This window comes from Streptomyces sp. NPDC033845, assembly GCF_055576225.1.
On the sequence record NZ_JBVIRI010000023.1, the window covers coordinates 1 to 16,707 of the forward strand.

Here is a 16,707-nt window from a genome sequence, read left to right on the forward strand (position 1 = left end):
ACCCCGGTACTCCAGTCGCTGCAGCCCTTCCAGCAGCAGCGGCGCGACGTCACGCTTGCCGATGTATCCGACGATTCCGCACATATGGTTCTGCCCCTCCTGAGGTTCTCGGTCGGTGCTCAGCCGTAGACGATGCGGCGCAGCTGCCGGAGCGAGAGCTCCGGGGGCGCCACGGCGCGGTGCGGCAGTTCCGCCGCGATCCGTTCGAAGATCTCCGCGTTCACGGCGCCGCCCGACTGGAGCTCACGGTGGCGCCGGCGCACGTATTCCTCGGTCGTCTCGTCGAAGTAGGCGAGCACGTCGAGCACCACCCGGGCGGCCTCGCCCCGCTGGAGCGAGGTGCTGCGCACCAGGTGGTCGACGAGGTCGTCATGGGACGGACGGCGATCGAGCACCCGTAGATACTGACGTCTCACGGTTCGGAACGCAAAGATCCTGCCCGAAATCGGGCAGGATCTTAAAGGTCCAGACCATCAAGGGCTCAGAACCTGCGGATCACGGCCGCCTTGGCCGCCGCGAACTCCTCCGCCGTGAGGATCCCCGCCGCGTGCAGCTCGCCCAGCTCGCGGAGCCGCCGCAGCAGCGCGTCATGGTCCTCGCCGGGCGCGGCGGGCGCGGCGGCCAGGGCCGCCGGCTCCGGGGGCCCGGCCGGGGCGGCCCGCTCCGCGGGCGCGGACGGGTGCGGCAGCCGGGCCAGCACGGCCGCGCCCACCAGCGCCATCAGCGGGTCCTTCTTGAACCCGAAGAGCTCCACCGCGTGCGGGTCGTACTTGGGGGCCGGGGCCTTCGCGGTGGCCGAGGCCAGGGTGAACCGCAGCCAGCCGTTCTCCAGGCCGAGCGCCGGATACCACTCCACCGCCCGGATGTCCGCCAGCGGGAAGGAGCGGGTGCCGCCGGAGGACTTGGAGTCCTCGGTCTTCCAGTTCCACTCCAGCGACACCCGGGAGCCGTCGAAGGCGGCCGTCCCGTCCCCGGCGCCCACCGTGATCGGCACCGGGGGCCCCGGCAGCAGCCAGCCGTCCGCCGGGCCCGGGTCGATCCGGTCCAGCAGCAGCGCGTTGCGGACCTCGTCCACGAAGTAGTCGGCCACCCCCGACCGGTCCGTCTCCACGACCAGCCGGTACGGGTCCGAGGGCTCGGGCAGCCGCCCCGCCGTCAGGTGCAGCAGCGGATCGGCCCCGTCGCGCAGCCGCAGCCGGAGCCGGCCGGCCTTGCGTCCCGCCTCGTGGCTGATCCCGGCGATCGCCCGCAGCGGGACGACCACCTCTCCCAGGGTCTGCCGGAGCAGACCGGTCCCCTTGTCCCGGCCCGGCACGATCCGCACCGAGTCCCCGTCGAACGTCCAGGTGCCGTCCTTCTGGATGATTTCCGCCATCCCGGGATTCTCGCACCGTCCCTTCTCTCCTTCCGGGCCGGGGAGTTGGTCTATACCTGAGGCCATGAAACCGGTCCTGCGCACCCTCTGCGTCCTGCTGGTCCTCGCCGCGGCCTCCTCCTGCTCGGAGTCCGGCCGGGCCGAGGACGCGAAATCCGGCGAGCTGCCCCGCTACGCCGAACCCCCGCCCCACGAGCGGATCCTGCCGGCGCCCGCGGCCGTCCGCCCCGGCGCCCCCGGCTCCGGCTACCGGCTGACCGCGGGCACCGTGGTCCGCACCGGGCACGGCTCCGAGGAGGTCCGCCAGCTCGGCGAACGGCTGGCCGAGCAGCTGCGCGGGCCCAGCGGGCTGCCGCTGCCGGTGGCGGACGGCCGGACCGGCGACGGGATCCTGCTCCGGCTGGACCCGGCCGCGAAGGAACTGGGGGAGGAGGGCTACCGGCTGGAGTCCGCCCGGTCCGCCGTCACCCTGACCGCCCGCACCCCGGCCGGGCTGTTCTACGCCGGACAGACCCTGCGCCAGCTGGTCCCCGCCACCGGCGCCGGGGAGGTGCCCGGCGGCGGAATCACCGACACCCCGCGGTTCGGCTACCGGGGCGCGATGATCGACATCGCCCGGCACTACTTCACCGTGCCCCAGGTGAAGCGGTACGTGGACCAGCTCGCCCAGTACAAGGTCAACAAACTGCACGTGCACCTCACCGACGACCAGGGCTGGCGGCTGGACATCGCCTCCTGGCCCCGGCTCGCCTCCTACGGCGGGGTGGGCGGGGTCGGCGGCGGCCCCGGCGGGCACTGGACCCGCGAGGACTACACGGAACTCGTCGAGTACGCGGCCGAGCGGTACGTGGAGGTGATCCCCGAGATCGACATGCCGGGCCACACCAACGCGGCCCTGGCCTCCTACCCCGAGCTCAACTGCGACGGGAAGGCCCCGCCCCGGTACACCGGGATCAAGGTCGGATTCAGCTCGCTCTGCGTGGCCGAGGAGAAGACCTACGAGTTCGTCGGGGACGTGCTCCGGGAGCTCGCCGAGCTGACCCCGGGCCGCTATCTGCACATCGGCGGCGACGAGGCGCACGCCACCCCGGCCGCCGACTACGCGGCCTTCATGGACCGGGCCCAGGCGGCGGTGGCCGACCAGGGCAAGACGGTGATCGCCTGGCACCAGCTGGCCTCGGCCCGCCCGGCCCCGGGCGCCGTCCTCCAGTGGTGGGGCCACGACCGGACCCCGGCGGCCGAGCGGGACCGGATCGCCGCGGCCGCCGCGGCCGGGCACCGGGTGATCCTCTCCCCGGCCGACCGGGCCTACCTGGACATGAAGTACGACAAGGACACCCCGCTGGGACTGGCCTGGGCCGGATACGTCCCGGTCCGCCGCGCCTACGACTGGGACCCGGGCCGGCTGCTCGGCGGGGTCCCGGAGTCCGCGGTGCTCGGGGTGGAGGCCCCGCTCTGGACGGAGACCATCGCCACCCGCGCCGAACTGGAGCGGATGGCCTTCCCCCGGGTGCTCGGCATCGCCGAACTCGGCTGGTCCCCGGCGGCGAAGCGGGACTGGAACGGCTACGCCCGGCGGCTGGCCTGGCACGGCCCGCGCATGGACGCCCAGGACATCGGCTACTACCGGGCCCCCGAGGTGCCCTGGCCGTAGCGGGAGACCGGGCACGCGCCGAGGGACCGTATCGGCGCGTGCCCGGACGTCGGGGGGGGGCGGGGCGGCCAGGCCGTCTAGAGGGCCGCTTCCGGCTCCTCGCTGGGGGCCTGACCGGCGTACGCCTCGGCCAGCAGCTGCTCCTCGCTGGAGCCGAGCCGCCAGTAGCCGGTGAAGCGGACCGCCCGACGGTCGAGGGCGCGGTCCCGGACCAGGTGCCGCCGGACCTCCCGGACGGTGCCGGCCTCGCCGGCGATCCAGGCGTACGGGGTGCCGCCCGCGGGCGGCACGGCGGCCCGCAGCGCCTCCAGCACCCGCCCGGTGCGCCCGGACCCGGCGGACTCCCGGACGATCCAGTGGATCCGGGTGTCGGCCGGGGCCGCGAGGGCGATCCGGTCGTCCGGGTGCGGGACCTCCAGGACGGCGGTCACCGCGGTGTCCCCGGGCAACTGCTCCAGGATGGCCGCGGCGGCGGGCAGCGCGGTCTCGTCGGCGTACATCCACACCGAGTCGGTGCCGGCCGGGGGCTGGAAGCGGACCGACTTGTTCTGGGCCACGGCCGGGCCGATCGCCAGGATCCGGCGGCCGGTCACCGCCCGCCCCGCCCAGTGGGAGGCCGGGGAGGAGTCCCCGTGCAGCACGAAGTCGATGTCGACCTCGTCGGCGCCCGAGTCGGTCCGCCGCTGGGCGCGGACCGTGTACGAGCGCATCACCGGGCGGTCCTCCTCCGGCATGGCCCGCCAGGCCGCGAACCAGGTGTCCTCCCCGGTGGAGGGCAGGACGGTGTGCTCGCGGCCGACGGGCGGCAGGAACAGCGAGAGGCTCTGGTCGCGGCCCCCGGAGCGGAACCCGGCGAGGGACTCCCCGCCGAAGGTGACCCGCAGGAAGGAGCGGCCGAGGCGCCGGGTGCGCAGCACCTCCAGCGCGAAGAACCGGAAGTGCTGCTCGGCGGCTTCGCCGGCTTCGGCGGCCGACTCGGGTTCGGTGCTGCCGGTCATGGTCAGCTGACCTTCTTGGCCTTCTCGATGGCGGCGGCCAGCTGGTCGACGATCTTGGCGCAGGCGTCGTAGGAGAAGATCGGCTCGGTCACCCGGGGGGTGATCTGGCCGGCCTTGACGGCGGGCAGGCCGGCGTAGGTGGGCTTGCCGGCGCGCAGCTCCTTGTCCTGGAGGATGCCGGTGCGGTTGTCCAGCATGATCAGGTCGGCCTGGTACTTGCCGGCGTTCTCCCAGGACAGCGGCTCGAAGAAGCCGCCCTTGTCCGGGTTCTTCGGGGTGACGAACTCGACGCCGAGCTCCTGGAAGTACCTGGTGTCCGCGGACTTCTCGGGCAGCGAGACGTAGAACTGCTCGGCGGAGCCGGAGCCGATCAGCACCTTGATGCCGGGGTTGGCCTTGGTGGCCTTGCGCAGCCGCTCGGAGGCGGCCTCGAAGCGGGCCTTGGCCTCGGTGGTCTTCGCGGCCTTCAGGTCGGCGCCCAGGGACTGGGCCAGCTCGCCGTTGCGGGCGATGGCCTTGGCCATGGTGGTGTCGGGGCCGGCGAACAGGCCGACGCTCGGGGCCAGCTTGGCGATCTTGTCCTTGGACTCCTCCGGGACGTACCAGAGGGTGTCCTTCTCCCACACGTTGGAGACCAGCAGGTCCGGCTTGAGGGCCGCGTACTTCTCGATGTTGAACTCGCCGAAGGTGTTGCCGATGACCTCGACCTTGTTCACGTCCAGCGAGCCGGCCTGTACGTCGGCCTTGCCGTCGGCGGTCTTGGTGGGGCCGAACACGCCCTTGACCTCGACGCCGAAGTCGTGGAGGGCGGCCGCGGTGCCGACGAAGGCGACCACGTTCTTCGGGGTGCCCTTGGTGGAGGCGGTCACCCCGCGGTCGTCCTTGAAGGACCATGCCCCGCCCTGGTCCGCCTTGTCGCCCGAGCCGCAGCCGACCAGGACGGCGCCCAGGCAGAGGGCGCTTCCGGCGGCGAGGGCTCCGCGGCGGGTGAAGAGGGCGGCACGGGGCTGGGGCATGGCGGCGGCTGCTTTCGTGGTGCTGGCGTGCGTGCGTACGGAAGTGCGGACGCAGGCCGTGCGACACGACCCACATCAATGGTGAGGGTAACCTAAGTTCGCCATTGATGGGTAAGGGGGCCCTAAGTCCCGCCCGGGGGCGGGACCTCCGGCCGCGGACGGGCCGTCAGGACCCGTTCAGCCGGTGAACCCCAGCTCGCGGGCGATCAGCATCCGCTGCACCTCGCTGGTCCCCTCGCCGATCTCCAGGATCTTGGAGTCCCGCCACATCCGGGCCACCGGGTACTCGTTCATGAACCCGTACCCGCCGTGGATCTGAGTGGCCTCGCGGGCGTTGTCCACCGCCACCGTGGAGGAGTACAGCTTGGCGATCGCCGCCTCCTTCTTGAACGGCTCCCCGGCCACCAGCCGGGAGGCCGCGTCCCGCCAGCCGATCCGGGCCATGTGCGCCCGCATCTCCATGTCCGCCAGCTTGAACTGGATGGCCTGGTTGTCGCCGATCGCCTTGCCGAACGCGGTGCGCTCCTTGGCGTACTTCACCGACTCGTCCACACAGCCCTGCGCCAGACCGGTGGCCAGCGCCGCGATGGCGATCCGGCCCTCGTCCAGGATCCGCAGGAACTGGGCGTAGCCGCGGCCCTCCTGGCCCACCAGGTTCGCCAGCGGCACCCGGACCCCGTCGAAGGACAGCTCCCGGGTGTCCGAGGAGTTCCAGCCCACCTTGGAGTAGGGGGCGGCCACCGTGAACCCGGGGGTCCCGGAGGGCACGATGATCGAGGAGATCAGCGGGCGGCCGTCCTCGGTGCGGCCGGTGACGGCGGTGACCGTGACCAGGCCGGTGATGTCCGTGCCGGAGTTGGTGATGAAGCACTTGGAGCCGTTGATCACCCATTCGTCGCCGTCCCGTACGGCGGTGGTGCGGGTGCCGCCGGCGTCGCTCCCGGCGCCCGGCTCGGTCAGCCCGAAGGCGCCCAGCACCTCGCCGGAGCACATCTTCGGCAGCCACTGCCGCTTCTGCTCCTCGGACCCGAACCGGTAGATCGGCATCGCGCCCAGCGAGACCCCGGCCTCCAGGGTGATGGCCACCGAGGAGTCCACCCGGGCCAGTTCCTCCAGGGCGATGCCGAGGGCGAGATAGTCGCCGCCCATGCCGCCGTACTCCTCCGGGAACGGCAGGCCGAACAGGCCCATCCGGCCCATCTCGCGGACGATCTCGTAGGGGAACTCGTGGCGCTCGTAGAGGTCGCCGATCTTGGGGGCGACGACGTCGTGGGCGAACTCCTCGACGGTACGGCGGAGTTCCTCGTGCTCGGGGGTGAGCCGGTGGTCGAGGGACATGGTGTGGCTACTCCTTGTGGGAGAGGGCGCGGACGGTACGGGAGGGGCTGGGACGGCCCAGCTGTTCGGCCATCCACACGCTCGTGGCGGTGAGGGCGGCCAGGTCGACTCCGGTCTCGATGCCGAGACCGTCGAGCATCCACACGAGGTCCTCGGTGGCGAGGTTGCCGGTGGCGCTCTTCGCGTACGGGCAGCCGCCGAGGCCGCCGGCCGAGGCGTCCACGGTGGTGACCCCGTGCTGGAGCGCGGCCAGGGTGTTGGACAGGGCCTGGCCGTAGGTGTCGTGGAAGTGCACGCCGATCCGGTCGGTGGCGACCCCCGCCCCGTTCAGCGCCCGGAGCAGGGCCAGCACATGGCCGGGGGTGGCGACGCCGATGGTGTCGCCCAGGCTCAGCTCCTCGCAGCCCAGGTCCAGCAGGGCCCTGGCGGTGGAGGCCACCTGGGCGATCGGCACGGGACCCTCCCAGGGGTCCCCGAAGCACATCGAGAGGTAGCCGCGGACGTGCACGCCCTCCCGCCGGGCCCGGTCCACCACCGGCTCGAACATGGCGAGGGACTCGGCGACCGTGCGGTTGAGGTTGCGGGCGGCGAAGGTCTCGGTGGCGGAGCCGAACACGGCGATCCGCCGGGCGCCCAGCTCCAGGGCCCGGTCCAGCCCGCGCTCGTTGGGCACCAGCACCGGCAGGTCCACCCCGCCCAGATCGCCGAGCAGCGGGAACAGCTCCTCGGCGTCCGCCAGTTGGGGCACCCACTTGGGATGCACGAAACTGGTGGCCTCGATGGTCGTCAGACCCGCGGCGGCCAGCCGGTGCACGAACTCGGCCTTCACCGCCGTCGGGACGGCGTCCTTCTCGTTCTGGAGTCCGTCCCGGGCTCCGACCTCGTGGATCCGGACCCGGGCGGGCAGCCCCTCGGCGGGCACCCCCATCGGCAGGCCGTTCACGCGGACTCCTCCCCGGCCGGGGTGACCACGGCGAGCACCTGGTCCATGGCCACGGTGCTGCCCGGCGACACGTCCAGTTCGGTGACGGTGCCGGCGTGCGGGGCGGAGATGACGTGCTCCATCTTCATGGCCTCCACCACCAGCAGGCTCTGCCCGGCGGCCACGGTGTCGCCGACGGCCACCTTGACCACGGTGACGGTGCCGGGCATCGGGGCGGACAGCGTGTCGGCCCCGGACCGGCCGGCCCCGGCGAGGCCGGCCTGCACCGGGTCGTGGGCCTGGACGTGCCAGGAGTCGCCGTCCCGGCCGAGCCAGCGCCCCTCGGGGGAGGCGGCGTGCGCGAACGCGTGGGTGAGCCCGTCGACCTCGACGGTGACCCGCTCGGGGGCCAGGTGCACGGTCCGGGCCGGCACCGGGGCCGCGGCCCCCGGCAGCAGGACCTCCAGGCCGGGGCCGGCCGGGCGGGTGCGGACCTCCACCGGCTCCTGGCCGGGCAGCCGGAAGTGGTGGACGGTCCAGGCGGGGGTGCCGCCGAGCCGCCAGCCGTTCGCGGAGTCGAACGGGTCCGCCCAGCCGCCGTTCCCGGCCCGGGCCGGGGGTGCGGCGGCCAGCAGGGCGGCCGCCGCGTACACCTCGCCGGGGACCCCGGCCGGCAGCATGCGCTCCAGCTCGCGCTCCACCAGGCCGGTGTCCAGGTCCCCGGAGACCACGTCGGGGTGGGCCAGCAGCCGCCGCAGGAAGCCCGCGTTGGTCTGGACGCCCAGGATCACGGTGTCGGCCAGGGCGGCCCGCAGGGTGCGCAGGGCGCTCGCGCGGTCCGGCCCGTACGCGATGACCTTGGACAGCATCGGGTCGTAGCTGCTGCCGACCGGCACCCCGGCCAGCAGTCCGGAATCCGTGCGGACCGGACCGCCGGAGGGCTCGGTGAGGGCCAGGACGGTGCCGCCGGAGGGCAGGAACCCGCGGGCCGGGTCCTCCGCGCAGACCCGGGCCTCGACCGCGTGGCCGGCCAGCCGGACCTCGGACTGGTCGAAGCCCAGCGGTTCGCCGGAGGCCACCCGCAACTGCTGTTCCACCAGGTCCAGGCCGGTGACCAGCTCGGTCACCGGGTGCTCGACCTGGAGGCGGGTGTTCATCTCCATGAAGTAGTAGGCGGACGGGTCCTCGCCGGGGACGATGAACTCCACCGTGCCCGCGCCCACATAGCCGCAGGAGCGGGCCGCGTTCACGGCGGCCTCGCCCATCGCGGCCCGGGTCTTCTCGTCCAGCAGGACGGAGGGGGCCTCCTCGATGATCTTCTGGTGGCGGCGCTGGAGCGAGCACTCGCGCTCGCCCAGGTGCACCACGTTCCCGTGGCCGTCCGCCAGCACCTGGATCTCGATGTGCCGGGGCCGGTCGATCCACCGCTCCACCAGCAGGGTGTCGTCCCCGAAGGAGGAACGGGCCTCCCGGCGGGCCGCGGCGATCTCCTCGCCGAGCAGCGCCTCCTCGCGGACCAGCCGCATGCCCTTGCCGCCGCCGCCCGCCGAGGGCTTCAACAGCACCGGCATCCCGATCTCCCGGGCCGCGTCGGTCAGTTCGGCGTCGGTGAGCCCGCTGCCGGAGGAGCCGGGCACCACCGGCACACCGGCCGCCCGCACCGTCTCCTTGGCGCGGATCTTGTCGCCCATCAGGGAGATCGCCCCGGCGGGCGGCCCGATGAAGGCCAGCCCGGCCTCGGCGCAGGCCTGCGCGAAGGCGGCGTTCTCGGCGAGGAACCCGTATCCCGGGTGGACCGCCTGGGCGCCGGTGCGGCGGGCCGCCTCGATCAGCTTCGGCACCGACAGATAGCTCTCCGAGGCGGCCGCGGGGCCGATCCGGACGGCCGTGTCGGCCTCCCTCACATGCCGGGCGTCGGCGTCCGCGTCACTGAAGACGGCCACCGAACGCACGCCCTGCTCGCGCAGGGTGCGGATGACCCGGACCGCGATCTCGCCCCGGTTCGCCACAAGGACCGTGCTGAACATGGAAGAAGTCCTCACATTCGGAAGATGCCGAAGCCGGGCTCGCCCAGCGGGGCGTTGGCACACGCGGTCAGCGCCAGACCCAGCACCTGGCGGGTCTCCAGCGGGTCGATGACCCCGTCGTCCCAGAGCCGGGCGGTGGCGTAGTACGCGTTGCCCTGCTCCTCGTACTGCGCGCGGATCGGGGCCTTGAAGGCGTCCTCCTCCGCGGCCGGCCACTCCTGGCCGGCGCCCTCGATCTGGTCCCGCTTGACGGTGGCCAGCACCGACGCGGCCTGCTCGCCGCCCATCACGGAGATCTTGGCGTTGGGCCACATCCACAGGAACCGCGGGGAGTACGCCCGCCCGCACATCGAGTAGTTGCCCGCCCCGTAGGAGCCGCCGACCACCACGGTCAGCTTGGGGACCCGGGTGCAGGCCACCGCGGTGACCATCTTCGCGCCGTGCTTGGCGATGCCGCCCGCCTCGTAGTCCCGGCCGACCATGAACCCGGAGATGTTCTGGAGGAACAGCAGCGGGATGCCGCGCTGGTCGCACAGCTCGATGAAGTGGGCGCCCTTCTGGGCGGACTCGGAGAACAGGATGCCGTTGTTGGCGACGATGCCCACCGGGTGGCCGTGGATCCGGGCGAAGCCGGTGACCAGGGTCTGCCCGTACTCCGCCTTGAACTCCTGGAAGCGGGAGCCGTCCGCGATCCGGGCGATGATCTCGCGGGCGTCGTAGGGGGTGCGGGAGTCCACCGGGACCGCGCCGTACAGCCCGAAGGGGTCCGCCTTGGGCTCCTCGGCCGGCTCCACCGGCCAGGGCAGCGGGCCACGCTCGGGCAGGGTGGCCACGATGTTCCGGACGATCCGCAGCGCGTGCGCGTCGTCCTCCGCGAGGTGGTCGGTGACCCCGGAGGTCCGGGAGTGGACCTCGCCGCCGCCGAGCTCCTCGGCCGTGACCACCTCTCCGGTGGCGGCCTTCACCAGCGGCGGGCCGCCCAGAAAGATGGTGCCCTGGCCGCGGACGATGACGGCCTCGTCGCTCATCGCCGGGACGTACGCCCCGCCGGCCGTGCAGGAGCCCAGGACGGCGGCGATCTGCGGGATGCCGGCCCCCGACATCCGGGCCTGGTTGTAGAAGATCCGCCCGAAGTGCTCGCGGTCCGGGAACACCTCGTCCTGCATCGGCAGGAAGGCGCCGCCGGAGTCCACCAGGTAGAGGCAGGGGAGACGGTTCTCCAGCGCCACCTCCTGGGCGCGCAGGTGCTTCTTCACCGTCATCGGGTAGTACGTGCCGCCCTTGACGGTGGCGTCGTTGGCGACGATCACGCACTCGCGGCCGCTGACCCGGCCGATCCCGGCGATCACCCCGGCGGCCGGGGCGGCGCCCCCGTACATCCCCTCGGCGGCCAGCGGGGCCAGCTCCAGGAACGGGGACCCGGGGTCCAGGAGGGCGTCCACCCGGTCCCGGGGGAGGAGCTTCCCGCGGGCGGTGTGGCGGGCGCGGGCCTTCTCCCCGCCGCCGAGACGGGCGGTGTCCAGGCGGGTCCGGAGGTCCTCCGCGAGTGCGCGGTGGGCGGCCTCGTTGGTCCGCCAGGCTTCGGACGCCGGATCCGCGGCGCTGTGAAGCACTGGTGCCTGCTGCATCCCGTGAGCCCCCTTGCCCTCGGTTAATGAGCGTTAACGCATGACCCACCTAGGTTAACGACCGCTAACGGCCCCTGTCTAGAATGGATTCCCATGAGCACATCAGCGGCCGCCCCGACCCGTCGCGAGCAGATCCTCAACGAGGCCGCTCGTCTCTTCGCCGAGCGCGGCTTCCACGGCGTCGGGGTCGACGAGATAGGCGCGGCCGTGGGCATCAGCGGCCCCGGCCTCTACCGGCACTTCGCCGGCAAGGACGCCATGCTGGCCGAACTGCTGGTCGGCATCAGCGAACGGCTCCTCACCGGCGGCCGCCACCGGGTCGCCGACGCCGCCGGGGACCCGTCGGCGGTGCTCGCCTCCCTGATCGACGGCCACATCGACTTCGCCCTGGACGACCGGGCCCTGATCACCCTCCACGACCGCGAGCTCGACCGGCTGCGCGAGGCCGACCGCAAGCTGGTGCGCCAGCTCCAGCGGCAGTACGTGGAGCTGTGGGTGGACGTGGTCCGCGAGCTCCACCCCGGCGCCCCCGAGGCCGAGGCCCGGGTCGCCGTGCACGCCGTCTTCGGCCTGCTGAACTCCACCCCGCACCTGGGCTCCCCCGGCCGCGAAGCCACCGAAGCCCTCCTCCGCCGCCTCGCCGACGGCGCCTTCGCGGCCCTGACCGGCTGACCGCGGGCGGGCTGTCCGGGGCTTGGGCGGAACAGACGCGTCCGGGCGGGCGGCGGCAGAATGGGCGTATGCCGATACCCAGCCGCGCGGAACTCATCGACCACCTCGTCCGGACCCGGATCGCGGGCCATGTGGCGACCCCCCGGGAGAACAACCTCTCCCACTACCGCAAGCTCGCCAACGGCGACCGCCACTACTGGCTGGGCCTGGAGCTGGGCGACCGCTGGACCGACGAGCAGGACGTCCTCGCGGTGATGGCCGAACGCTGCGGGGTGATCGACGACCCGGCGTTCAGACACGGGCAGGACACCATCGACCCCGAACTGACGGTGGCCGCGCTGGACCGGATGGCGGCCCGGCTGCACAAGGCGGCCCTGGACCGGCAGACGGTGCTGTTCGCCACCGGCCACCCGGGCGGCCTGCTCGACGTCCACCGGGCGACCGCGGCCGCCCTGCGGGCCGCCGGCTGCGAGATCGTGGTCATCCCGTCCGGGCTCACCGCGGACGAGGGCTTCGTCTGGCAGTTCGCCGACGTGGCCGTGCTGGAGCGCGGCGCCACCCTGTGGCACACCCATTCGCCGGAACCGATGGCCGCGATCCTGGACGGGCTGGCCGCCGCCGGCCGTCCCCAGCCCGACCTGGTCGTCGCCGACCACGGCTGGGCGGGCTGCGCGGCCCAGCGCGGCCTGGACGCCGTCGGCTACGCCGACTGCAACGACCCGGCCCTCTTCCTCGCCGAGTCCGAGGGCACCCTCCAGGTCGCCGTCCCCCTGGACGACCACGTCCGCGACCCCCGCCACTACGACCCCCTGGTCGCCTACCTCCTCCACACGGCGGGCCTGACCCCCGACACCCCGTGACGGACGCCCCCGGTCAGGGGCGGGGGGTGCGGATGACGCCTTCCTGGATGACGGTGACGGCCAGGTGGCCGTCGTGGGTCCAGATGCGGGCCTGGCCCAGGCCGCGGCCGCCGTGGGAGGTCGGCGACTCCTGGTCGTACAGCAGCCACTCGTCGGCCCGGAACGGGCGGTGGAACCACATGGCGTGGTCCAGCGAGGCCCCCACCACGTCCCCGACCGCCCAGCCGCCCCGGCCGTGGGCCAGCAGGACCGAGTCCAGCAGGGTCATGTCCGAGACGTAGGTGGCCAGGCACAGGTGCAGCAGCGGATCGTCGGCCGCGAGCTTGTCCCGGGTGCGGAACCAGACCTGCGAGCGCGGCTCCACCGGGGTGCCGACGCTGCCCCACGGCGGGGTCGTGGCGTACCGCAGGTCGACGGCCGCGCGGGCCGCGATCAGCCGTTCGACGGTGCCGGGGTCGCGGAAGAGCTCCCGGTAGCGCGGCAGCGACTCGGCGGCCGTGGGCAGGGACTCGGGGTCCGGGGCGGCCGGCATCGGGGCCTGGTGGTCCAGCCCCTCCTCGTACGTCTGGAAGGACGCGGAGAGGTGGAAGATCGGCCGGCCGTGCTGCACCGCGACCACCCGGCGGGTGGTGAAGGAGCGTCCGTCCCGGATCCGGTCCACGGAGTAGACGATGGGCGCGCCCGCGTCGCCGGTCCGCAGGAAGTAGGAGTGCAGCGAGTGCGCGGTGCGGTCGGCGGGCACGGTGCGGCCGGCCGCGACCAGGGCCTGTGCGGCGACCTGGCCGCCGAACACGCGCGGCACGAGCGAGGGCCGGCTCGTGCCGCGGAAGATGTCCTCCTCGATCCGCTCCAGGTCGAGCAGATCGAGGAGGTCCGTGAGCGCGCCGCCGTGAGCGTCGCCGCGCGCGCCGCCGTGCGAGTCGTCCAAGGGGGCTTACAGGCCCATCGACTTGGCGATGATGGACTTCATGACCTCGCTGGTGCCGCCGTAGATGCGGTTGACTCGGTTGTCGGCGTAGAGGCGGGCGATCGGGTACTCGTTCATGTAGCCGTAGCCGCCGTGCAGCTGGAGGCACTTGTCGATGACCCGGTGGGCGACCTCGGTGCAGAACAGCTTGGCGGAGGCGGCCTCGGCGGCCGTCAGCTCGCCGGCGTCCAGGGCCTCCAGGGCGCGGTCGGCGACGGCCTCGGCGGCGTCCACCTCGGCCTGGCAGCCGGCCAGTTCGAACTTGGTGTTCTGGAAGTGCGCAACCGGCTTGCCGAAGACGGTGCGCTCGGTCACGTACTGCTGGGCGAACCGGACGGCCGCCTTGGACTGCGCGTACGCGCCGAAGGCGATGCCCCAGCGCTCGGACGGCAGGTTCGCGCCGAGGTAGTGGAAGCCCTTGTTCTCCTCGCCCATCAGGTCCTCGACCGGCACCTTGACGTCGACGAACGCCAGCTCGGCGGTGTCGGAGGTGCGCAGGCCCAGCTTGTCCAGCTTGCGGCCGATGGAGTAGCCCTCGGACTTGGTGTCCACGGCGAACAGCGAGATGCCGAAGCGGCGGTCGTCCTCGCGCGGGGCGGAGGTGCGGGCGCAGACGATCACGCGGTCGGCGTGCACGCCGCCGGTGATGAAGGTCTTGGCGCCGTTGAGGACGTAGTGGGTGCCGTCCTCGGAGAGCTTGGCGGTGGTCTTCATGCCCGCGACGTCGGAGCCGGTGCCCGGCTCGGTCATCGCCAGGGCCCACATCTCCTCGCCGGTGACGAACTTCGGCAGGTAGCGCTTCTTCTGCTCGTCGTTGGCCAGCATCTTGATGTAGGGGAGCGCGAGCAGCACGTGCACGCCGGAGCCGCCGAAGGCGACGCCCGCGCGGGAGGTCTCCTCGTAGAGCACGGCCTCGAACTTGTGGGTGTCCAGGCCGGCGCCGCCGAACTCCTCGGGGACGTTGATCCCGAAGAGGCCCAGTTCGCCGAGCTTGAGGTAGAAGTCGCGCGGCACCTGGCCGGCGGCGAACCACTCGTCGTAGACCGGGGCGACCTCGGCTTCGATGAAGGCCCGGATGGTCTCCCGGAAGGCCTCGTGGTCCTCGTTGAATACCGTACGGCGCACGGCCGGCTCCCTTCGGTCGCGGCGGTCCGCCGCCATGGCTAAGCGCTTGCTCAGATTAAGTTACCCGGCAGTCACCCCGGCTGTCCATAGCCCCCGCCCCGGCCGGCCCGTGCCCACCGCCGCCGGGGACGGCTGAAACCACGGCTCCACGCTCCCTCGACCGGGTCGCGGGTGGCTCGAACACCGGTCATCCGGGAGAGGAACCGGGAGAGGAGCCGGGGGAGGAACCGGGAGAGGAGAGGGCGAACCACAGGTCCATCCGGACGTCCGGATCGTCCAGGTCCCGGTCCAGCAGGTCGGCGCAGCGGGCGATGCGCTGGCGGACGGTGTTGCGGTGCACGCCGAGGGCGGTGGCCGTACGGTCCCAGCCGCCGTGGTGCGCCAGCCAGGCCCGGAGGGTCTCGCGCAGCACCGGGCCGAGCGGGCCGAGCAGGGCGCGGGCGTGCGCCTCGGCCACGGCGGGCGGGACCAGCGAGGCGAGCCCGCCGCCGTGGTGGCGGGCCAGCGGTGCGCGGGCGGCCTCGGCGCGGCGCAGCGCGTCGGCCGCCTGGGCGTCGGCCGCGGGCAGGTCCGCGGCGGTGGCCGGGGCGCTCACCCCGAGCCGCAGGCCGGGCCGCGGGGCCGGCTCCCGATCGGCGATCAGCCGTACGGGACCGGGGTCCGGCCCGCCCCCGGCGCCGGGGGCGGCCAGGGTGGTGCCGAGGTCCGCGGCGAGGGCGGCGAGGGCCGCGGGGTCGCCGCCCCGCGCGTGCACCACCGTCCAGGGGCCGGTGCCGGGCAGTGCCGAGGCCCCGGCCGCCGGGTCGCCGAGCAGCACCCGGGTCAGGGCGGCGGCCTCCGGCCCCGGCGCGGCCGCCCGCTCGGTGAGCAGCAGGGTCAGCAGGACGGCCGCCACCGCGGCCAGGGTGTGGTCCCCGCCCCCGCGCCCGGGCGCCGCCACCGCGAGCACCGGCCCGCGCCCGGAACCACCGGGTGCCGGATCGCCGCCGGCCGGGCCCGTTCCGCCGGCCGGGGCAGGGGTGCGACGGCCCAGGGCGTAGGCGGAGACGTGCCAGCCGCCCTCCTCGGCGGTGGCCGTGGCCGGACCCGTCCCGCCGACCCGCCCGGCAAGCTCGCGCAGGACCGCCCCGACCACCTCCGGCACCTCCCGCCCGGCGGACCGCACGGCCTGTCCGGTGGACGCCGTGGCCGGGCCGGTGAACCGTACGGCCGGGTCCGTGGACCGTGCGGCCTGTTCGGCGGACCGGCCGGCCGAGTCGACGGACCCCTCGGCCGGGCCTGCGGACCGTGCGTCCCGGTCCGGGGTGCCGTCGGCCGCTGGGGCGGTGCCGGTGGGCCCGTCCGGGGCGCCCTGCCCGCCCGGCGCCGCCGGGCCGGCCCCCCGCGCGGCCGGACCGGGGGACCCCGCGGCCTGGTCCGGGGCGGTATCGGTCGCCGGGGCGGCGCCGCCGGAGCGGTCGGCGGGCCCGCCCGGGGCGCCCTGCCCGCCCGGGGCCTCCTCGCGCATCGCCGCCGGGCGGGCCGGCGGCCGCCCGGCGAAGGCGCCGCCGGGCGGGAGGGCCGGGAGGGTCAGTTCCGCGCGGCCGTCGAGGGCGGCCGCCAGCCGGGACAGCACGGCCGGGACCGGGTCCGGGCGGGCGGCGGCCGCGGCCAGGGACTGCTGGGCCTCGGCGACCCGGCGCAGCTCCCGGGTCCGGGACTCCGCCATCAGCCGCCACACCGCGCGGGCCACCGCCGTGAACGGGGTCCCGGCGGGCACCTCCAGCAGCGGCAGCCCGTGCCGGTCGCAGGCCGCCACCAGCTCCCGGGGCACGGTCGCGTGCACCGGGGTCACCCCGAAGCCGAGGGCCGCCGTGCCGGCGCGGGCGAGCCGGGCGACGTACGCGTCGGGGTCCTCCAGCGCGGCGCCCGCGGTGAGCAGCAGCTCGCCGCCCAGCAGGTACGGCGAGGGGTCGGCCATCTCGGAGGCGTGCACCCCGTGCACCTCGGCCCCGGCCGGCCCGGCGGGCCCGGCGAGGGGGCGCAGCCCCAGCTCCCGCTCCGACAGCAGCGCGCCGAGCGGGACCGGCGGAGTGGGCGGGGCTTCCATGGATACTCCATACATATCGGGGACGCCTGATGGATG

Annotated in this window: 14 protein-coding genes; 3 read left to right on the forward strand and 11 right to left on the reverse strand. The window is 74.1% G+C overall.

Annotation, left to right across the window (positions count from 1 at the left end; genetic code table 11):
- Nucleotides 1-119: 119 nt before the first annotated feature.
- Nucleotides 120-395, reverse strand: a complete 276-nt coding sequence (locus ACZ50K_RS32060) for a hypothetical protein (protein ID WP_468909606.1) — start codon at nt 393-395, stop codon at nt 120-122.
- A gap of 86 nt (nt 396-481) precedes the next feature.
- Nucleotides 482-1,375 (reverse strand): DUF4429 domain-containing protein, encoded by an 894-nt coding sequence (locus ACZ50K_RS32065; RefSeq protein ID WP_468909609.1) that lies wholly within the window; start codon nt 1,373-1,375, stop codon nt 482-484.
- 64 nt (nt 1,376-1,439) lie between these two features.
- Between ACZ50K_RS32065 and ACZ50K_RS32070 the strand changes: the two genes are divergently transcribed.
- Nucleotides 1,440-3,029: a beta-N-acetylhexosaminidase gene (locus ACZ50K_RS32070; protein WP_468909611.1), complete on the forward strand. Its 1,590-nt coding sequence runs from the start codon at nt 1,440-1,442 to the stop codon at nt 3,027-3,029.
- Nucleotides 3,030-3,106: 77 nt separating this feature from the next.
- Here the strand turns inward: ACZ50K_RS32070 and ACZ50K_RS32075 are convergent, their stop codons facing one another.
- The 6 genes from ACZ50K_RS32075 to ACZ50K_RS32100 all read right to left on the reverse strand — a co-directional run bounded on the left by ACZ50K_RS32075 (nt 3,107) and on the right by ACZ50K_RS32100 (nt 10,958).
- Nucleotides 3,107-4,027 carry a siderophore-interacting protein gene (locus ACZ50K_RS32075; RefSeq protein ID WP_468909613.1) on the reverse strand — a complete coding sequence of 307 codons (921 nt, stop codon included), beginning with the start codon at nt 4,025-4,027 and terminating at the stop codon, nt 3,107-3,109.
- Nucleotides 4,028-4,029: 2 nt separating this feature from the next.
- Nucleotides 4,030-5,043 (reverse strand): ABC transporter substrate-binding protein, encoded by a 1,014-nt coding sequence (locus tag ACZ50K_RS32080; RefSeq protein ID WP_468909616.1) that lies wholly within the window; start codon nt 5,041-5,043, stop codon nt 4,030-4,032.
- Between the two features lie 177 nt (nt 5,044-5,220).
- A complete protein-coding gene (locus ACZ50K_RS32085; protein WP_468909618.1) occupies nt 5,221-6,381 on the reverse strand; it encodes an acyl-CoA dehydrogenase family protein in 1,161 nt (386 codons plus the stop codon).
- 7 nt (nt 6,382-6,388) lie between these two features.
- The gene (locus ACZ50K_RS32090) at nt 6,389-7,309 is read right to left on the reverse strand and encodes a hydroxymethylglutaryl-CoA lyase (protein ID WP_468909760.1); all 921 of its coding nucleotides are present in this window, start codon (nt 7,307-7,309) and stop codon (nt 6,389-6,391) included.
- A gap of 11 nt (nt 7,310-7,320) precedes the next feature.
- Nucleotides 7,321-9,330 (reverse strand): acetyl/propionyl/methylcrotonyl-CoA carboxylase subunit alpha, encoded by a 2,010-nt coding sequence (locus ACZ50K_RS32095; RefSeq protein WP_468909621.1) that lies wholly within the window; start codon nt 9,328-9,330, stop codon nt 7,321-7,323.
- A gap of 11 nt (nt 9,331-9,341) precedes the next feature.
- On the reverse strand, nt 9,342-10,958 hold the full coding sequence (locus ACZ50K_RS32100) for a carboxyl transferase domain-containing protein (RefSeq protein ID WP_468909624.1): 1,617 nt from the start codon (nt 10,956-10,958) through the stop codon (nt 9,342-9,344).
- Nucleotides 10,959-11,051: 93 nt separating this feature from the next.
- Here ACZ50K_RS32100 and ACZ50K_RS32105 point away from each other — a divergent pair, with 93 nt between their 5' ends.
- On the forward strand, nt 11,052-11,630 hold the full coding sequence (locus tag ACZ50K_RS32105) for an SACE_7040 family transcriptional regulator (RefSeq protein WP_468909626.1): 579 nt from the start codon (nt 11,052-11,054) through the stop codon (nt 11,628-11,630).
- A 68-nt stretch (nt 11,631-11,698) separates the two neighbouring features.
- Complete coding sequence (locus tag ACZ50K_RS32110) at nt 11,699-12,490, forward strand: phosphatase (protein ID WP_468909628.1); 792 nt, start codon at nt 11,699-11,701, stop codon at nt 12,488-12,490.
- 13 nt (nt 12,491-12,503) lie between these two features.
- On the opposite strand, the gene ACZ50K_RS32115 is transcribed toward ACZ50K_RS32110, so the two are convergent.
- From ACZ50K_RS32115 to ACZ50K_RS32125, 3 genes are all read right to left on the reverse strand, one after another.
- Nucleotides 12,504-13,418 (reverse strand): acyl-CoA thioesterase, encoded by a 915-nt coding sequence (locus ACZ50K_RS32115; RefSeq protein ID WP_468909631.1) that lies wholly within the window; start codon nt 13,416-13,418, stop codon nt 12,504-12,506.
- Between the two features lie 6 nt (nt 13,419-13,424).
- Complete coding sequence (locus ACZ50K_RS32120) at nt 13,425-14,582, reverse strand: acyl-CoA dehydrogenase family protein (RefSeq protein ID WP_468909634.1); 1,158 nt, start codon at nt 14,580-14,582, stop codon at nt 13,425-13,427.
- 187 nt (nt 14,583-14,769) lie between these two features.
- A complete protein-coding gene (locus ACZ50K_RS32125; protein ID WP_468909636.1) occupies nt 14,770-16,671 on the reverse strand; it encodes a PucR family transcriptional regulator ligand-binding domain-containing protein in 1,902 nt (633 codons plus the stop codon).
- Between the last annotated feature and the right edge of the window lie 36 nt (nt 16,672-16,707).

Bases quoted from the DNA above. Each gene is read 5' to 3' on its own strand.
- ACZ50K_RS32065 (WP_468909609.1), bottom strand. From the start codon at position 1,375: ATGGCGGAAATCATCCAGAAGGACGGCACCTGGACGTTCGACGGGGAC.
- ACZ50K_RS32070 (WP_468909611.1), top strand. From the start codon at position 1,440: ATGAAACCGGTCCTGCGCACCCTCTGCGTCCTGCTGGTCCTCGCCGCG.
- ACZ50K_RS32075 (WP_468909613.1), bottom strand. From the start codon at position 4,027: ATGACCGGCAGCACCGAACCCGAGTCGGCCGCCGAAGCCGGCGAAGCC.
- ACZ50K_RS32080 (WP_468909616.1), bottom strand. From the start codon at position 5,043: ATGCCCCAGCCCCGTGCCGCCCTCTTCACCCGCCGCGGAGCCCTCGCC.
- ACZ50K_RS32085 (WP_468909618.1), bottom strand. From the start codon at position 6,381: ATGTCCCTCGACCACCGGCTCACCCCCGAGCACGAGGAACTCCGCCGT.
- ACZ50K_RS32090 (WP_468909760.1), bottom strand. From the start codon at position 7,309: ATGGGGGTGCCCGCCGAGGGGCTGCCCGCCCGGGTCCGGATCCACGAG.
- ACZ50K_RS32095 (WP_468909621.1), bottom strand. From the start codon at position 9,330: ATGTTCAGCACGGTCCTTGTGGCGAACCGGGGCGAGATCGCGGTCCGG.
- ACZ50K_RS32100 (WP_468909624.1), bottom strand. From the start codon at position 10,958: ATGCAGCAGGCACCAGTGCTTCACAGCGCCGCGGATCCGGCGTCCGAA.
- ACZ50K_RS32105 (WP_468909626.1), top strand. From the start codon at position 11,052: ATGAGCACATCAGCGGCCGCCCCGACCCGTCGCGAGCAGATCCTCAAC.
- ACZ50K_RS32110 (WP_468909628.1), top strand. From the start codon at position 11,699: ATGCCGATACCCAGCCGCGCGGAACTCATCGACCACCTCGTCCGGACC.
- ACZ50K_RS32125 (WP_468909636.1), bottom strand. From the start codon at position 16,671: ATGGAAGCCCCGCCCACTCCGCCGGTCCCGCTCGGCGCGCTGCTGTCG.